This is a genomic window from Streptomyces sp. NBC_00986, from assembly GCF_045162565.1.
Classification (GTDB): domain Bacteria; phylum Actinomycetota; class Actinomycetes; order Streptomycetales; family Streptomycetaceae; genus Streptomyces.
Genome location: NZ_CP108733.1, coordinates 1,290,238 through 1,305,635, shown reverse-complemented (window position 1 = coordinate 1,305,635; position 15,398 = coordinate 1,290,238). Strand labels below are relative to the sequence as shown.

General features: G+C 70.1%; 14 protein-coding genes. 10 read left to right on the top strand and 4 right to left on the bottom strand.

Annotation, left to right across the window (positions count from 1 at the left end; genetic code table 11):
- The first annotated feature begins 81 nt into the window (after positions 1-81).
- Positions 82-1,341, top strand: a complete 1,260-nt coding sequence (locus OG504_RS05820) for an amidohydrolase family protein (protein WP_405988733.1) — start codon at positions 82-84, stop codon at positions 1,339-1,341.
- Between the two features lie 77 nt (positions 1,342-1,418).
- Here the strand turns inward: OG504_RS05820 and OG504_RS05815 are convergent, their stop codons facing one another.
- Together OG504_RS05815 and OG504_RS05810 are read right to left on the bottom strand one after the other, a co-directional pair.
- Entirely contained in the window at positions 1,419-2,447 is a 1,029-nt protein-coding gene (locus tag OG504_RS05815) for an LLM class flavin-dependent oxidoreductase (protein ID WP_405988732.1), read from the bottom strand.
- A 39-nt stretch (positions 2,448-2,486) separates the two neighbouring features.
- Positions 2,487-3,260 carry an enoyl-CoA hydratase/isomerase family protein gene (locus OG504_RS05810; protein ID WP_405988731.1) on the bottom strand — a complete coding sequence of 258 codons (774 nt, stop codon included), beginning with the start codon at positions 3,258-3,260 and terminating at the stop codon, positions 2,487-2,489.
- Between the two features lie 104 nt (positions 3,261-3,364).
- On the opposite strand from OG504_RS05810, the gene OG504_RS05805 reads away from it, so the two are divergent.
- The 3 genes from OG504_RS05805 to OG504_RS05795 are packed head-to-tail and all read left to right on the top strand — an operon-like array spanning position 3,365 to position 6,244.
- Positions 3,365-3,673 (top strand): hypothetical protein, encoded by a 309-nt coding sequence (locus OG504_RS05805; protein ID WP_405988730.1) that lies wholly within the window; start codon positions 3,365-3,367, stop codon positions 3,671-3,673.
- A 25-nt stretch (positions 3,674-3,698) separates the two neighbouring features.
- The gene (locus OG504_RS05800; RefSeq protein WP_405988729.1) at positions 3,699-5,219 is read left to right on the top strand and encodes an ANL family adenylate-forming protein; all 1,521 of its coding nucleotides are present in this window, start codon (positions 3,699-3,701) and stop codon (positions 5,217-5,219) included.
- A complete protein-coding gene (locus OG504_RS05795; protein ID WP_405988728.1) occupies positions 5,216-6,244 on the top strand; it encodes a phosphotransferase family protein in 1,029 nt (342 codons plus the stop codon). The genes OG504_RS05800 and OG504_RS05795 overlap by 4 nt, the downstream gene beginning before the upstream one ends.
- Here OG504_RS05795 and OG504_RS05790 read toward each other — a convergent pair.
- Both OG504_RS05790 and OG504_RS05785 read right to left on the bottom strand, forming a co-directional pair.
- A complete protein-coding gene (locus OG504_RS05790; RefSeq protein WP_405988727.1) occupies positions 6,241-7,017 on the bottom strand; it encodes an SDR family NAD(P)-dependent oxidoreductase in 777 nt (258 codons plus the stop codon). The genes OG504_RS05795 and OG504_RS05790 overlap by 4 nt on opposite strands.
- Positions 7,014-8,333, bottom strand: coding sequence for an acyl-CoA dehydrogenase family protein (locus OG504_RS05785; protein WP_405988726.1), 1,320 nt, complete (start codon positions 8,331-8,333; stop codon positions 7,014-7,016). Before OG504_RS05785 ends, OG504_RS05790 begins: the two co-directional genes overlap by 4 nt.
- Before the next feature lie 113 nt (positions 8,334-8,446).
- Here OG504_RS05785 and OG504_RS05780 point away from each other — a divergent pair, with 113 nt between their 5' ends.
- The 6 genes from OG504_RS05780 (at position 8,447) to OG504_RS05755 (ending at position 15,358) form a co-directional block, all read left to right on the top strand.
- Positions 8,447-9,679: a CaiB/BaiF CoA transferase family protein gene (locus OG504_RS05780; RefSeq protein ID WP_405988725.1), complete on the top strand. Its 1,233-nt coding sequence runs from the start codon at positions 8,447-8,449 to the stop codon at positions 9,677-9,679.
- Between the two features lie 76 nt (positions 9,680-9,755).
- Positions 9,756-10,955: a cytochrome P450 gene (locus OG504_RS05775; protein ID WP_405988724.1), complete on the top strand. Its 1,200-nt coding sequence runs from the start codon at positions 9,756-9,758 to the stop codon at positions 10,953-10,955.
- Positions 10,956-10,963: 8 nt separating this feature from the next.
- Positions 10,964-11,437 (top strand): VOC family protein, encoded by a 474-nt coding sequence (locus OG504_RS05770; RefSeq protein WP_405988723.1) that lies wholly within the window; start codon positions 10,964-10,966, stop codon positions 11,435-11,437.
- Complete coding sequence (locus OG504_RS05765; RefSeq protein WP_405988722.1) at positions 11,428-12,531, top strand: acyl-CoA dehydrogenase family protein; 1,104 nt, start codon at positions 11,428-11,430, stop codon at positions 12,529-12,531. Before OG504_RS05770 ends, OG504_RS05765 begins: the two co-directional genes overlap by 10 nt.
- A 29-nt stretch (positions 12,532-12,560) precedes the next feature.
- Positions 12,561-14,105 carry a class I adenylate-forming enzyme family protein gene (locus OG504_RS05760; protein WP_405988721.1) on the top strand — a complete coding sequence of 515 codons (1,545 nt, stop codon included), beginning with the start codon at positions 12,561-12,563 and terminating at the stop codon, positions 14,103-14,105.
- On the top strand, positions 14,102-15,358 hold the full coding sequence (locus tag OG504_RS05755; protein WP_405988720.1) for a MaoC family dehydratase N-terminal domain-containing protein: 1,257 nt from the start codon (positions 14,102-14,104) through the stop codon (positions 15,356-15,358). The genes OG504_RS05760 and OG504_RS05755 overlap by 4 nt, the downstream gene beginning before the upstream one ends.
- Positions 15,359-15,398: the final 40 nt, after the last annotated feature.

Below are 15,398 nucleotides of genomic sequence, written 5' to 3'. Positions count from 1 at the left end.
CGCAGATATCTGGGGGTCGGCCTTCTGGCTACGGACGACGGAGTTCGAAGAGAGGTACCGCCTGTGTTCAAGGAATTTGTCGTGTCCGGCGATTCGCACATCATCGAGCCGGTCGATCTGTTCAAGACCCGCTTGCCCAGGCAGTTGCGTGAGCGCGCGCTGTGGGAAGAGGAGTTCACCCTCGACGAGCCGATCGTGCCGGGCGGGCACACGGAGTTCAAGAAGCTCCACACCATCGGGTTCGACGGCTGGACCATCTCCAAGTACCGCCAGACCGGTGGGGAGACGCCGGACGGCGATCCCGACCACATCATCCGGGACATGGACTTCGACGGCGTCGACGCCTCGGTCATGTTCCCCAACCTCTCGCTGTTCGTCCTGTTCACGGACGACCACGAGCTGTCGATGGCGCACGCGCGCGTGTGGAACGACTACCTGGTCGAGCGCTACCTCCCCTACAAGGACCGGCTGCGTCCCACGGCCGCGATCCCGATCACGGACGTCCCCGCTGCCGTGGCGGAGATCGAGCGGGTCGCGGGGCTGGGCCTCGGTGCGATCCTGCTGCCGGAGATCCCGCCGCTGCCGTACTACGCGCGGGAGTACGACCCGATCTGGGCGGCCGCCCAGGCGCACGGCCTGCCGGTCTTCATCCATGTGGCGACCGGCGGGGTGAAGGTCAAGCAGGAGGTCTCCGGGACGGCGCAGACCGTCCGGGGTCTGATGACGTCCATGAACATGGGCAAGGGGAATCTGACGGACGACATGGTGGCGGGCCGGACCATGGGCTTCGCGGCGGGCGCCGGCGTGGCGGGTCCGCAGGGCATCATCGCCAGCCTGGTGGGCGGCGGGGTGTGCGAGCGTTTCCCCGACCTGCACTTCAATCTGATCGAGTACACGGCCGGCTGGCTGGTCTCCTTCATGGGTTACATGGACAAGGCCTGGAAGACGGGGACCGGCCAGGACCCCGACTGGTGGCTCGGTTTCTGGGACGACAACCGTCCGGCGACCGAACAGCCCTCCATGGGGCGGCTGTTCGCGATCAACGACAAGTGGCCCTACCCGCTCAAGCCCACGGAGTACGTCCGGCGGCAGATCCATGTGCAGTTCGCGGACGACCCCACGGCCGTCAAGGCCCGCCACATCACCGGTCTGTCGACGGTGATGTGGGGCAATGACTACCCGCACGCGGAGGGCACCTTCCGCAGCAGCGCGGAGTGCATCGCGGAGAACTTCGAGGGTGTGAACGACGAGGACCGTGCGGCCATCCTGGGCGGCACCCTCGCCGACGTCGTGCACTTCGACAAGAGCCGGAAACTCGCCCCGGTCACCGAGAACGCCTGACCGGCGAAACGGCGTTTCAGGGTACTGAAACGCGATGACAGCGGCGGGCGGCCCGAGGGTGTCGCCCGCCGCTTCTCTCACGGCGTGGGCAGTTCGCCGATCAGGGCGAGGGAGGCCCGGGCGTACGCGGCCCGGCGCCGCCGGCTCACCAGGAAACTCGGGGGCGCGAAATAGCCGACGTCACGGGGCAGCGAACCGGCGCGACGGGCGAGCATGTCCTTCGCGTCGGCCGTCGTCCCGCACACGGCGATCCCGGTCAGCATCTCGTCGGTGACGGCGGCGGCCATCGCGTCGGTGTCGCCGGCCCGGAACGCCTTGCGCAGCTGCGCCACCGGGCCCTCCCAACCGTGGTGGGCGACGAACGGGTCGTACGTCTTCACCGTCAGATAGAAGGCGATCATCCGCCGGGCGTCGGCCGCGGCGCGTTCGGGGGCGGTGTCGTCGACCGCCGTGATGACCCAGCCGTGCTCCAGTGGTGGCTCGGTCCGGCCCGCCGCCGGCGCGCCGTGCTCCACCGACGGGCGTACCACGTCGTTCCACCAGGAGTCGGTGAACAGCCCGTGCCCGATGACGCCGTCGGCGACCCGGCCCGCCGTGGCGGCCATGCGGGTGTTGAACGCGGCGAGCAGGACGGGGATGTCGAGCCGGCCGAGCACGGGGGCGCGGACGTCGGCGTCGATCGAGTGGAACTCGCCCGAGTAGTGGACCGTTTCGCCGTTCTCCGCGTGCAGCCAGGCGCGCACGGCGCCGACGGTCTCCGCGATCCGGGCCACGGGTCGGTCGGCGGGCACGTCGAGCCAGTCGCGGTTGATGCGGAACGCGGCGCTGCCCAGACCGAGGAAGAGCCGCCCCGGCGCCTGGGCGTGCAACTGGCGCAGCGCGGTGGCGTGCGCGTACGGGGTGCGGGCGAAGGCGTAGGCGATGGCGGGCCCCGCCAGGGCGTGCTCGGAGTTCGCGACGATCTCGGCGAGGGTGAGGTAGGCGTCGTGGTCGACGAACTCGCCGGCGCAGAAGGCGCCCGCACCGGCCTCCTCCGCCTCACGTGCCACTTCACGGCCCGGCCAGGGCATGCCAAAGCGCATCGGGCCCAGCCCTTCATGGAACATCGAAATAAAGGATACTGTTTTATGGAGCGTAGGGGAGCGTCAGCGCAGTGTCCACCGTCCGCGGGGTACCGAGGTGCGGTCCACCTCGGCCTTCCCGACGGGGTTGCCGATCTGGGTGTACGACAGCCCGGTGCGCAGCGCCTGGGTGCGGGTCGCGTCCAGGGACTCCCAGATCGCGCGGACCGTGCCCTGGATCGCGGCCGGCGGTTTGGCGGCGATCACGCGCGCGATCTCGTCCGCCCGGTCCCAGAGTTCCCCGCCCGGCAACACCTCGCTGACCAGGCCGATCTGGAGAGCCCGCGCGGCCGACAGGCGTTCGTCCAGGCCGAGCAGCGCGATGCGCAGAGCCTCACCGAGCGGGATGCGGCGGGCCAGCCCGATCGGTTCGAGGGCCGCGGTGAGTCCATAGCTGACGTGCGGATCGAAGAAGGTCGCATCCTCCGAACAGATCAGGATGTCGGCCTCGTTGAGCCAGTAGAACGCGCCGCCGGCGGCCATCCCGTGCACCGCGCAGACCAGGGGTTTCCACACCTGGTTCAGCTTCGGCGACAGGAACTCCCCGGGGTCGGTCTGCGACCACACGTTCGGATGCCGGTCGATGCCCTCCTTCACGTCCATGCCCGTGCTGAACGCGCGCTCGCCCGACCCGCGCAACACGACGACATGCACGTCGTCGTCGGCCTTCACCCTGTCCCAGATCGCGGAGAAGTCCTCCAGCATCGGCTGGTTGAAGCTGTTCATGGCCTGCGGCCGGTTCAGGGTGATGGTGGCGACGTGGTCGGCCACCTCGAACAGGACGGTCTTGAGTTCCATCCGCCGACTCCGTTCCTCATCTCGACGTGATCGAGGTAAGTAGTATACTTTTTTCTGGTCTTTGGGCGCCCGGAACGGAAACAAGATCCGCGGAGGAACCTGCGATGAGGCCACGAGTGGGACAGATGCTCGCCAGCACGGTGGACACCACGGCGGTGATCGTCGTCCGGTGTCCTGATGGCGAGTTGGACATCACCTGCGGCGGCGCCGCGATGATCGAGGGGACCGCACCAGGGGCCGTCACCGGCACCGCCGACCCCGACCTCATGGGCGGTTCCCTGCTCGGCAAGCGCTACGCCGACGAGGACCTGGGCCTCGAACTGCTCTGCACGAAACAGGGACAGGGCACGCTCGTGGTGAACGGCGTTCCCCTGCCGGTGAAGAGCGCCAAGCCGCTCCCGGCCTCGGACTGAGAAACGGGAAGCGGGAAGTACGCCGATGAACGTCTCGATGATCCTGGACATGGCCGCCGAGGGCTTCAGTGACCGGGTGGTGATCGGCCGCGCACAGGACGGGCTCACTCCCGTACGGCTGCGCGAACTGGCCGTCGGCGGCGCCTTGTTGGTCCGTGCGGCCGACGCCGACGCGATCGTGTACCTGGCCACGAACGGCCCCGCCTTCGCCGTCGCCCAGTTCGCCGCGGCCCGCGCCGGCGTTCCACTGGTCCCGGTCAACTATCGCCTGGGCGAAGAGCAGTTGGACGTCCTGCTCGCCAACCACCCGCACGCGCTGGCCATCGCCACCCCCGACCAGGACGCGGCCCTGCGTCGAGCCGGACTACCGGTCCGCAGCCCGGCCGAATGGCTCACCGAGGCCGCCGCGCACGCCGACGCCGACGGCGATGTCGAACCGGCACCGTCGCCCGACGCCCCCGCCGTACTGATCTACACCAGCGGAACCACCTCGGCCCCGAAGGGCGTGGTCCTGCGTCACCACAACCTCGTGTCGTACGTGCTCGGCACGGTGGAGTTCGCCGCGGCGGACCCGGCCGAGGCGGCGCTGATGAGTGTGCCGCCGTACCACATAGCCGGCGTCTCCCATGTGCTGACGAACCTCTACGCCGGCCGACGCACGCTCACCCTCGACCAGTTCACCCCGGAGGGCTGGCTCGCCCTCGTGCGGGAGCAGCGGATCACCCACGCGATGGTGGTGCCGACCATGCTCGCCCGGATCATGGACACGGCGGGGCTGGACCGTTCGGTGCCCTCGCTGCGCTCGCTCGCCTACGGTGGCGCCAGGATGCCGGTGCGGGTGATCGAGACGGCGCTGCGCACCTGGCCGGGGGTGGACTTCGTCAACGCCTATGGCCTGACCGAGACTTCGTCCACCGTCTCGGTGCTGGGCCCCGCCGAACACCGGGCGGCGGTCGCGAGCGACGACCCGCTGGTACGCGCCAGGCTCGGCTCGGCCGGATTGCCGGTGCCGGGCATCGAGATCGAAGTCCGCGACGTGACCGGGGAGTTGCTCGGCGCGGGGGAAACCGGGGAGATCTGGGTGCGCGGCGAGCAGGTCTCGGGGGAGTACGCCGGGCAGGGCTCCGCGGTCGACGAGCGGGGCTTCTTCCACACCCGTGACCGGGGCCGCCTCGACGCGGACGGCTACGTCCACATCGAGGGCAGAGCCGACGACACGATCATCCGCGGCGCGGAGAACATCGCGCCCGCCGAGATCGAGGACGTCCTGCTACGGCACCCGGACGTGCTCGACGCCGTCGTCGTCGGCGTCCCCGATGAGGAGTGGGGTCAGCGCATCGAGGCCGTCGTGGTCCCACGTGACGGCGCGAAGGCCGACGCCGGGGCGCTGCGCGCGGCCGTACGCGGCACCCTGCGCGGTTCGAGGACCCCGGACCGCATCACGTACTGGACCGAACTCCCGCGCACGGTGACCGGCAAGCTCATACGTCGCGACATCGTGGCGGCACTGACCGCACCCGAGAACGGGACGAAGGGGCAGCCATGAGCGTCGCCGCCACCAACAGCCCTGCATTGCTACGGGAGTTGACGGACCGTACGGCTGCCGTGGTCGGCGGCTGGATACCCGGAGCCACGGTGGACGGTGTCGAACCGCTCACCGGCGGCACGTCGAGCCTGACGTACGTCGCGGCCCTGGCGGGTGTCCCGGCGGGCTACGAGCGCGTCGTCCTCAAGGTGGCCCCGCCCGGCCTGGCCCCCGTCCGCAACCGGGACGTGCTGCGCCAGGCACGGCTCATGGCGGCGCTGGCCGGACAGCCGGGCGTACGGGTACCGAAGGTGCTGTTCTGCGACGCGGGGGCGCCCCCGGCGGTCCAGCCCTTCGTGGCGATGGAGCTCGTACCCGGCGAATGCGTGGAACCCGTGCTCGTGCCCCGCGGCACCCTCACCCCAGGCCAGGTACGCTCCCGCGCCCTGGACGCGGCCAGGATGCTCGCCGACCTGCACCGCGTGGACCCGCTCCGCACGGCCCTCGCGGCGGAACCGGTCATGACCCTCGACGCCGAGATCGACCGCTGGACCCGCGCCTTCAGCACCGTCCCCGACGACCTGAGCGCCGGTCATGAGGCAGTCGCGGACCGACTGCACGCCACCCTGCCCGCCGCGATGACACCGGTGTTCACCCACGGCGACTACCGGCTCGGCAACACCCTGTGCGCGGCGGGCTCCGTGACGTCGATCATCGACTGGGAGATCTGGTCGCTCGGCGATCCCCGGGTCGACATGACCTGGCTGACCTTCTTCACCGACGAGGCCCGCCACCCCGCCGCCCTGTCGGACGAGCCGACCGGCATGCCCGCCAAAGCCGAACTCGTCGCAGCCTACGAGGAGTTGCGCGGCGAACCGCTGCGGGATCTCTCGTGGTTCGAGGCGCTCACCAAGTACAAGGAGTCAGCAGCGACCGCCCTGTTGATCAAGCGGGGCAGGAAGTCGGGGCAGTTGAACGCCATGCACCGGCGGATGCTGCCCGCACTGCCCGAACTGCTGGACGAGGCACTGGAGTTGCTCGGCTAGTACAGCCCGCCGTCCACCCGGATCAGTGCCCCCGTCGTATAGCTGGACGCGTCGCTCGCCAGATACAGCGCGGTACTGACGATCTCCTCCGGCTGCCCGGGGCGCCCGATCGCGCTGCGCGTCGTCAGCCGCTTCTCCTCCGCCCAGGCCTTGGAGACGTCCGTCAGGAACGGTCCGGCCGAGATCGTGTTGACCCGTACGGCCGGGCCGTACTCCAGGGCGAAGACCGTGGTCAGGGCGTTGAGCGCGGCCTTGGCGCCGGCGTACGGGCCGAAGCGGGGCTGGGGCATCAGGGCGCCGGAGGAGGAGACGTTGATGATCGAGCCGCCGCCCGCCTCGGCCATCCGGCGGCCGATCAACGACGCGAGCCGGAACGGTCCCTTGAAGTTGACGCCGATCACCTTGTCGAAGAGTTCCTCGCTGGTGTCGGCGGAGGACGGGGCGAGGGGCGACATGCCGGCGTTGTTGACCAGGACGTCGACCTTGCCGAACTCCGCGTAGGCCGCGTCGGTGAGACGTGCCAGGTCGTCCCAGTGGCCGACGTGGGCGGCGACCGGCAGCGCGCGGCGGCCCAGGCCGCGGATCTCGGCCGCCACTGTCTCGCACGCGTCGAGCTTGCGGCTGGCGATCACGACGTCGGCGCCCGCGGTGGCGAAGGCGCGGACCATCGCGAGACCCAGGCCGCGGCTGCCGCCGGTGACGAGCGCGACCTTGCCGCAGAGGTCGAACAGGTCGGCCGGAGCAAGGGACTTGGTGTCGCGCCCGGCGCTCATGCGTCCGCCCGGCCGGAGAGACTCTCGTCGTCGAGGATGTGCGCGTACCGCTTGCGGGCGGCCTCCAGCCGGGGCGGGATGTGCTCGCTGGGGAACAGCCCCTCGGCCGGCCGGCGGTTCTTCAGCAACTGCTTCGCGATCGTGGTGCGGTGGACCTCGGTCGGGCCGTCGGCGAGGGCCAGGTTCGGTGCGGCCATCCACCATTTCGCGAGCGGGAGTTCGTTGGTGGTGCCGAGCGAGCCGTGCAGGTGCAGGGCGCGCTGGACGACGTCGTGCAGTACCTTCGCCGTCTGGACCTTGCACATCGCGATCTGGGTGCGGGCCGCGCCGTGCGGCTGGGTGTCGATGATCCAGGCCGTGTGCAGCACCAGCAGCCGGAACTGCTGCAACTCCACCCAGGAGTCCGCGATGAACTGCTGTACGGCCTGCTTCTCGGCGAGAAGAGTGCCCTGAGTCCGCCGCGACAGTGCGCGCTCGCACATCATGTCGAAGGCGCGGGTGCACTTGCCGACGGTCCGCATCGCGTGGTGCACCCGGCCCCCGCCCAGCCGGGCCTGGGCGACCTTGAAACCCTCGCCGGGGCCGCCGAGCATGGCGTCGAGCGGGACCCGCACCCGGTCGTAGCGGATGTAGGCGTGGATGCCCTCGTCGAGGGAGTCGCGCTCGTCCATCGTGCCGACGTTGCGCTTGATCTCGATGCCGGGTGTCTCGGCCGGGACGATGAACATCGACATGCGGGCGTGCGGCGCGGCCTCGGGGTCGGTGACGGCCATGACGATGAGGAAGGCCGCGTACCGGGCGTTGGAGGAGAACCACTTCTCGCCGTCGATCACCCACTCGTCGCCCTCGCGCCGGGCCCGGCACACGAACTCCTTCGGATCGGCTCCGGCCTGCGGTTCCGTCATCGAGAAGGTGGAGACGATGTCCCCGTCGAGCAGCGGCCGCAGGTAGCGCGCCTTCTGTTCCTCGGTGCCGAACATCGCCAGGATCTCGGCGTTGCCGGTGTCCGGGGCGGCGGTGCCGAAGACCGTCGGGGCCCAGTAGGAGCGGCCGAGGATCTCGTTGAGGTACGCGAGCTTCACCTGGCCGTAGCCCGCGCCGCCGAGTTCGGCGCCGAGGTGGCAGGCCCACAGGCCCTGCGCGCGTACCTGGTCCTGGAGCGGGCGCAGGATCGCGCGCGCCTTCTCGTTGCGCGTGTCGTACGGGTCGCCGCCGTGCGGGAAGAGCAGGTCGAGCGGTTCGACCTCCTCCCGGACGAAGGCCGCCGCCCAGTCCAGCTTGGCCTGGAATCCGGGTTCGATCGAGAAGTCCAGCATCGGCCCTCCGGAAGGTGCGGGTCGGTCGGTGACGGCAAAACAGTATACTTTTTAGCGAGGTTCGGTCCATACTCGGAGCGCGTGACGGCGGAATGAGTATGAGGAGTTGGTCGATGCGCAGGCCGATGGAGGGCGTACGCGTTCTCGAAGTAGCCCAGTTCACCTTCGTCCCGGCGGCGGGCGCCGTGCTCGCGGACTGGGGCGCCGATGTGATCAAGATCGAGCATGCCGAACGCGGCGACGCCCAACGCGGGTTGGTCCGGGTCCTCGGCTACGAGGCCGCCAGCAAGGGGTCGTCGTTCTTCCCCATAGTCGAGGGCCCCAACCGGGGCAAACGCAGCGTCGGCCTGGCCCTGGAGAAACCGTCAGCCCGCACGGTGTTCGAGGACCTGGTCCGCGCCAGCGACGTGTTCCTCACGAACTTCCTGCCCGAGGCACGCACGAGACTGCGCATCGACGTCGAGGACATCCGGGCCATCAACCCGGACATCATCTACGTCCGCGGCAGCGGCTTCGGCCCGCACGGCGACGAGGCCACCAAGGGCGGCTACGACAGCACCGCCTTCTGGGCACGCGGCGGCAGCGCCGCCGGTGTCACCCCGCCGGGTGCGGACCGGATGACCCGGATGCCCGCGGGAGCCTACGGCGACTCGATGGGCGGCATGACGATCGCCGGTGGCATCGCCGCCGCCCTCTACTCCCGCGCGACGACAGGTGAACCCTCGGTGGTGGACGTGTCGTTGCTCGGCGTCGGCGCCTGGGCGACCCAGTTCACGGTCAACCTGGCGCTCATGAACGGCGGTCCGCTGCCGGCGAACGTCCAGCCCCGGCACGGATCGCGCACCAACCCGCTCATCGGCGCCTACCTCACCTCGGACGGACGCTGGATCGAACTGTCGATGCTCCAACCCGGCCGCTACTGGGCCGAGTTCTGCAAGCTCGCCGGCCGCGAGGACCTGGGCACCGACGAACGCTTCGACAGCACCGAGAAGTTGATGGCGAACGCGGCGGAGGCCGCCGACATCGTCGCCGGTCTCATCGCGTCCCGCCCCTTCGCGGAGTGGGTCGAGATCCTCTCGCGCGGGGAGGGCCAGTGGGCGGCGGTGCAGAACGCCTGGGAGGTCGGCCAGGACCCCTCGCTGCGCGCCAACGGACTCATCGCCCCGGTCGTCGACGCCGACGGCGTGGACCGCGAACTCGTCGCCAGCCCCGTCCAGTTCGACGAGACCCCGGCCGACCTGACCAGGGCACCGCAGTTCGCGGAACACACCGACGAGGTACTGCGCTCGCTCGGCCTCTCCGACGAGGAGCTGATCGCGCTGAAGATCGACGGCGCGGCGACATGAGCACCGTACGAGACCCGAACACCGCCCGGGAGCCGGACGCCGTACGAGACCCGAACTCCGTACGAGAGGAGCCGTGATGAGCGCGACGCTCGAACCCGACGGGACCCACCAGGGCGTCCCCGCGTACCACTTCGACAACCGTCTCGGCGGCCCGGTCCTCAGCCATCAGGAACGCTGGGACGAGATCGCCCGCACCCATTCCGGATTCCGCAGCACCATCGCGCGTGGGTACTGGGTCGTCACCGAGGGCGAGTCCGTACAGAAGGCCCTGCAGGACTGGCGGACCTTCTCGAACACGTCCGTGACGGCGCTCGACCCCGACCCCAGGTTCCTGTGGATCCCGGAGATGCTGGACCCGCCCCAACACACCGCGTGGCGGCGGCTGTTGGGCAGCGCCTTCTCGCCCAAGACCGTGGCCGCCCGCGAACCGGAGATCCGGGAGGTCGCGTCCGGACTCGTCGACGGGCTCAAGGACAGTGGCTCCGCCGACGTCCTCGACATGTTCGCCCGCCGCTTCCCGACCCTGATCTTCATGCGCCTGATGGGTCTGCCCGAGGAGGATCTCCCGCAGTTTCTCGACTGGATCCACGACCTGCTGCACCTGTCCCACGGTGAAGACCCCGATGGCGAACGGCAGTTGAGGGCGATGAACGCCGTCTCGGAGTACTTCGAGGAACAGATCGCCGTCCGGCGCGAGGCCCCGCGTGACGACCTGCTGTCCCGCGCCATGACCTGGACGATCGACGACGAGCCGATCAGCGACCGGGACATGCACGCGTTCTGCATCCTGCTGTTCCAGGCCGGCTTCGACACCGTCCCGATCTCCATCGGCTGGGCCCTCTACCACTTCGCCACGCACCCGGAACAGCGCAGGTCGATCGTGGACGACCCCTCCCTGATCCCGACGGCGGTCGAGGAGATCCTCCGCGTCTACTCGTTCGTCGTGCCCGCCCGCAAGGCGACCCAGGACGTCGAGATCGGCGGCTGCCCGGTCAGGGCGGGGGAGATGGTGATGCTCCCGCTCGCGGTCAGCAACCGCGACCCCGAGCGCTTCGAGCACCCCCTCGAAGTGGACCTGCGGCGCAAGTCCACCAACCACATCGCGTTCGGCTCCGGCCCGCACCGCTGCCTGGGCTCGCACCTCGCCCGCCTCGAACTCAACGTGGCCGTCGAGGAATGGCACCGGCGCATCCCCGACTACCGGATCACACCCGGCCAGGACCTCGAACAGCACGGCAACATGTACGGCATCAAACAGCTCCGGCTGGAGTGGTGAGCGACGCCATGACCTCACCTCTCAACGCAACAGACCTGTACCACACGGGAATTGTCGTCCCGGACATCGAGGAGTGGAAGACCTGGTTCACCGGGATCGCGGGTCACCGCTGGACCGAGACCCAGTCCTTCGACCTCCTCGTACGCCTGGCCGACGGCGAGCGCGTGCTCCCGCTGCGCTTCGCGTACTCGCTGGACGCCCCGCACCTCGAACTCGTGCAGGAGATCCCGGGGACGCCGTGGATCCGCTCGGGGCATCTGACCACCCATCACCTCGGCTACTTCTGCGACGACCTGCCGACGACCTCCAAACGACTGGAGGAGGAAGGCTTTCCATTGGAGGCCTGTGCGATCGTCGACGGCTCCCCGTCGATCTTCGCCTACCACCTCGACCCGCGCGGCGTACGCATCGAGATCGTCGACCGCACCCGCATGCCCGACTTCGACGCCTACCTCCGCTCCAAGGCACCGACGTGGCACTGACGTTCACCGAGGAACAGGAAGAACTCCGAACGACACTGAGGCGCTTCCTCGCCGACAAGGCGCCCAGCGCGGCCGTGCGCCGTGCGATGGACTCCGACGAGGGGCACGACCCCCTGCTGTGGCGGCAGATGGCCGACCAACTCGGGCTGCACGGACTGGCGTTGCCGGAGGAGTACGGCGGATTCGGCGGCGGCCCGGTCGAGTTGGGGATCGTACTGGAGGAGACGGGACGGGTGCTGCTGCCGTCGCCGTACTTCGCGACCGTGGCACTCGCCGGACAGGCCCTCGCGGCCTCCAACGACGAGGCGGTGAAGGCGCGTTGGCTGCCCGCGATCGCCGACGGTTCGACGACCGCCACGCTGGCGCTCGCGGAGGCGAGCGGCTCGTGGCGGCTGGAGGACATCGAGACGTCCGTCGGGAACGGGACGGTGTCGGGCACGAAGATGTTCGTCGTCGACGGTCACACCGCCGATCTGATCCTCGTCGTGGCGCGTACCGACACCGGCACCGGACTGTTCGCCGTCGACGGTGACGCGCCCGGCGTGACCCGGACGCGGCTGGAGACCCTTGATCCGACCCGGCGGCTGGCCCGCGTCGACCTCGACGGCGCGCCCGCGCGGCGGGTCGGCCCGGACGGCGACGCCTCGCCGTATCTGCGCACCGTGCTCGACCTCGTGGCCGTAGCGCTCGCCGCGGAGCAGGTCGGCGGCGCACAGGCCTGTCTGGACGCGGCCGTGGCGTACGCGAAGGTCCGGGTGCAGTTCGGGCGGCCGATCGGATCGTTCCAGGCGATCAAGCACAAGTGCGCCGACCTGCTCGTCCAGATCGAGGGCGCCCGGTCGGCGGCCTACCACGCCACGGCCGTGGCCGCCGAGGGCTCGTCCGAACTGCCGGTGTCCGCCGCGCTCGCCGCGGCCTGCTGCGCGGACGCCTTCACCCACGCGGCCAAGGAGAACATCCAGATCCACGGCGGCATCGGCTACACGTGGGAGCACGACGCGCACCTGTATCTGAAGCGCGCCAAGTCGTCGGAGCAGTTGTTCGGAGGGCCGGCCACGCACCGGGCCCGGTTGGCCGACCTGGTCGGAATCTGAGACCGACGTCCTGTCGAAAGGCTGATCACGTGGGAATTCGCGACCGCCTGTCCCGCCTGCTGGCGGAAGCGCCCGCGGCTGCCGAGGCGATCGAGTACGACCGGAACTGGTGGACCTGGGGGCAGATCCAGCGGACCGCGCAGGGACTCCGCGAGGCGCTCGACGCGATGGGCCTGCACACCGGCGCCCGCGTCGGGGTCGTCCTGGAGAACCGGCCCGAACACGTCGCCGCGGTCGCCGCGGTCATCGCCTCCGGACGTTGCCTGGTCATGCTCAGCCCGCTCCAGCCCGCCGCGCGGCTCGCCGCCGACATCACCCGCTGCGGGCCACCGGTCGTGGTGTCCGGCGCCGAGGTACTCGCCCGCGAAGGCGTCCTCGACGCCGTGACCACGTACGGCGCCGCCCTCGAACTGGCCACCGACGGGACCCTACGGCCCGCGGGCGGCACGGCACCGGCCGAGGCACCGGCCCGCCCGGGCGTCGCCGTGGAGATGCTCACCTCCGGCACCACCGGCCCCCCGAAACGCGTCCACCTCCGCATCGGACAGCTCGACCAGGCCCTCGTCTCCGGCGGCCAGACCCCGAAGCCGAGCAGGCTCCTGTCGGAGTCGGCGTCACTCGTGGCCACACCGCTCGTGCACATCGGCGGCCTGTGGCGGGCGCTGGCCTGCCTCGCCACCGGACGCCGCATGCTCCTGATGCCGAGGTTCGCCGTCGAACCCTGGGTGAGCGCGGTCGAACGCCACGGACTGCGCGCGGCGAGCCTGGTACCGGCCGCGCTGCGCGCCGTACTCGACGCCCACGTACCGAAGGAACGCCTCGCCACCCTCCAGGTGGTCACCTCGGGCACGGCACCCTGCCCGCCCGAACTCGCCGACGCCTTCTACCGGTTGTACGGCATCCCGGTCCTGATGACCTACGGCGCGACGGAGTTCGCCGGAGCCGTCGCCGGCTGGACCCTGCCGTTGCACGACCGCTGGTGGCAGCGCAAGGCCGGCAGTGCCGGACGCGCCTTCGCCGGCGTCGAGTTGAGGGTCACCGGCGAGGACGGCGCCGAGCTGCCGACCGGCCGCACCGGACGGCTTGAGGTCCGCACCGAGCAGAGCACGCACGGCGGCCGGACCTGGGTGCGGACCAGCGACCTGGCCCGGATCGACGCCGACCGGTTCGTGTGGATCGAGGGCCGTGCCGACGACGCCATCATCCGCGGCGGTTTCAAAGTCCAGCCGGAGACGGTCAAACGCGTCCTGGAGACCCATCCGGCCGTACGCGAGGCGGCAGTTGCCGGACTGCCCGATCCACGGCTCGGTGAAGTACCGGTCGCGGCCGTCGAGTTGGAGCCGGGGCGGCCCGCACCCGACGCGGCCGAACTCGACGCCCTGTGCCGCACCCACCTCGCCCCGTACGAGGTGCCCGCCCACATCGTCGTTCTCGACGCACTGCCCCGCACCCCGTCGAGCAAGGTGAGCCGCGTCGAACTGCTCGACCTCGTACGGGCGCGGCTCGCCGAGCACACCACGGCCCGAGTACCTGAAGGAGGAACTGCGGTGTCCAGTAAGGAGGTTGATCGGTGAGTGATACCGAGGAGAAGACGGTCGAGCGGTTCGGCGTGCTGACGGACGAGGCGGTCGAACGCTCCCGGCAGCGCCTGGGCGTACCCCAGCCGCAGCACAACCCACCCCACAACTACGAAGTCACCTGGGACGGTTCACGCCACTTCGCCTACGGCTACGGCGACGCCAACCCGCTCTACTGCGACCCCGAGTACGCGGCGAAGACCCGCTGGGGCTCCCTCGTCGCACCGCCGACCTTCCTCTACACGATGGGGGAGGACGCGGCACCGACACCGGACCCGGAGACCAAGGCACTGCTCAGGGGGGACCCCTTCGCCGGTCTCGGTTCCTACCAGGCGGTGATGGAGTTCGAGTGGTGGCGACCCCTTCAACTGGGCGACCGCTGCCGGGTGTTGCAGACCCAGGTCGATGTACGGCTCAAGCGCAGCAGCTTCGGCGGACGCACCGCACACGTCGTCCGCGACTACCTCTACGCCAACGGGCGCGGCGAGATGCACGCCCTGCGGCGTGGCACCTGGATCAACGCCGAACGGCACACGTCGAAGAAGCGGGCCAAGGAGGCGCTCGAACAACCGCCGTACACACCCGGCCAACTCGCCGGGATCGACGCGGCGTACGCGGCCGAGACCAGGCGGGGTGCCGAAGCCCGTCACTGGGAGGACGTCGAGATCGGTGAGGTGCTGCAACCTCGCGTGAAGGGCCCGCTGACCACCACGGACGTCGTCGTCTGGCACCTGGGCTGGGGCATGCAGCTCACCCCGCCCGGGGCGTTCGGTATCGCGGCGGCCGTGCGACGCAAGGCTCCCGGGCTCTACCCGCCCAACCGGCTGGGCGTCCCGGACACCGTCCAGCGCCTGCACTGGGAACCCGAACGGGCCCGGGAACTGGGCCTGCCCAACCCCTACGACTACGGCGGCATGCGCGAGACCTGGCTCTGTCATCTGCTCACCGACTGGATCGGCGACGACGGCTGGCTGTGGAAACTCCGCTGCGAACACCGCAAGTTCAACTACCTCGGCGACACCACCTGGGTGCGCGGCACGGTGGTCGACAAACGACAGGTGGACGGGCGGTGCGAAGTGCACATCGAGGTGCGCTGCGAGAACCAGCGCGGTGAAGTCACCACGCCGGGTACGGCAGTTGTGCTCCTGCCGAGTCGGGAGCGCGCCGTCGAACTCCCCGTGCCGCCCGCCCAGGACCTGGACGGCATGGTCGCCCACGAACTGGGGCGGTTCGCGGTCGGCGGCAAGTGAACCTGAATCAACGGCAGTTGAAGAGAAAGACCCAGGAGGC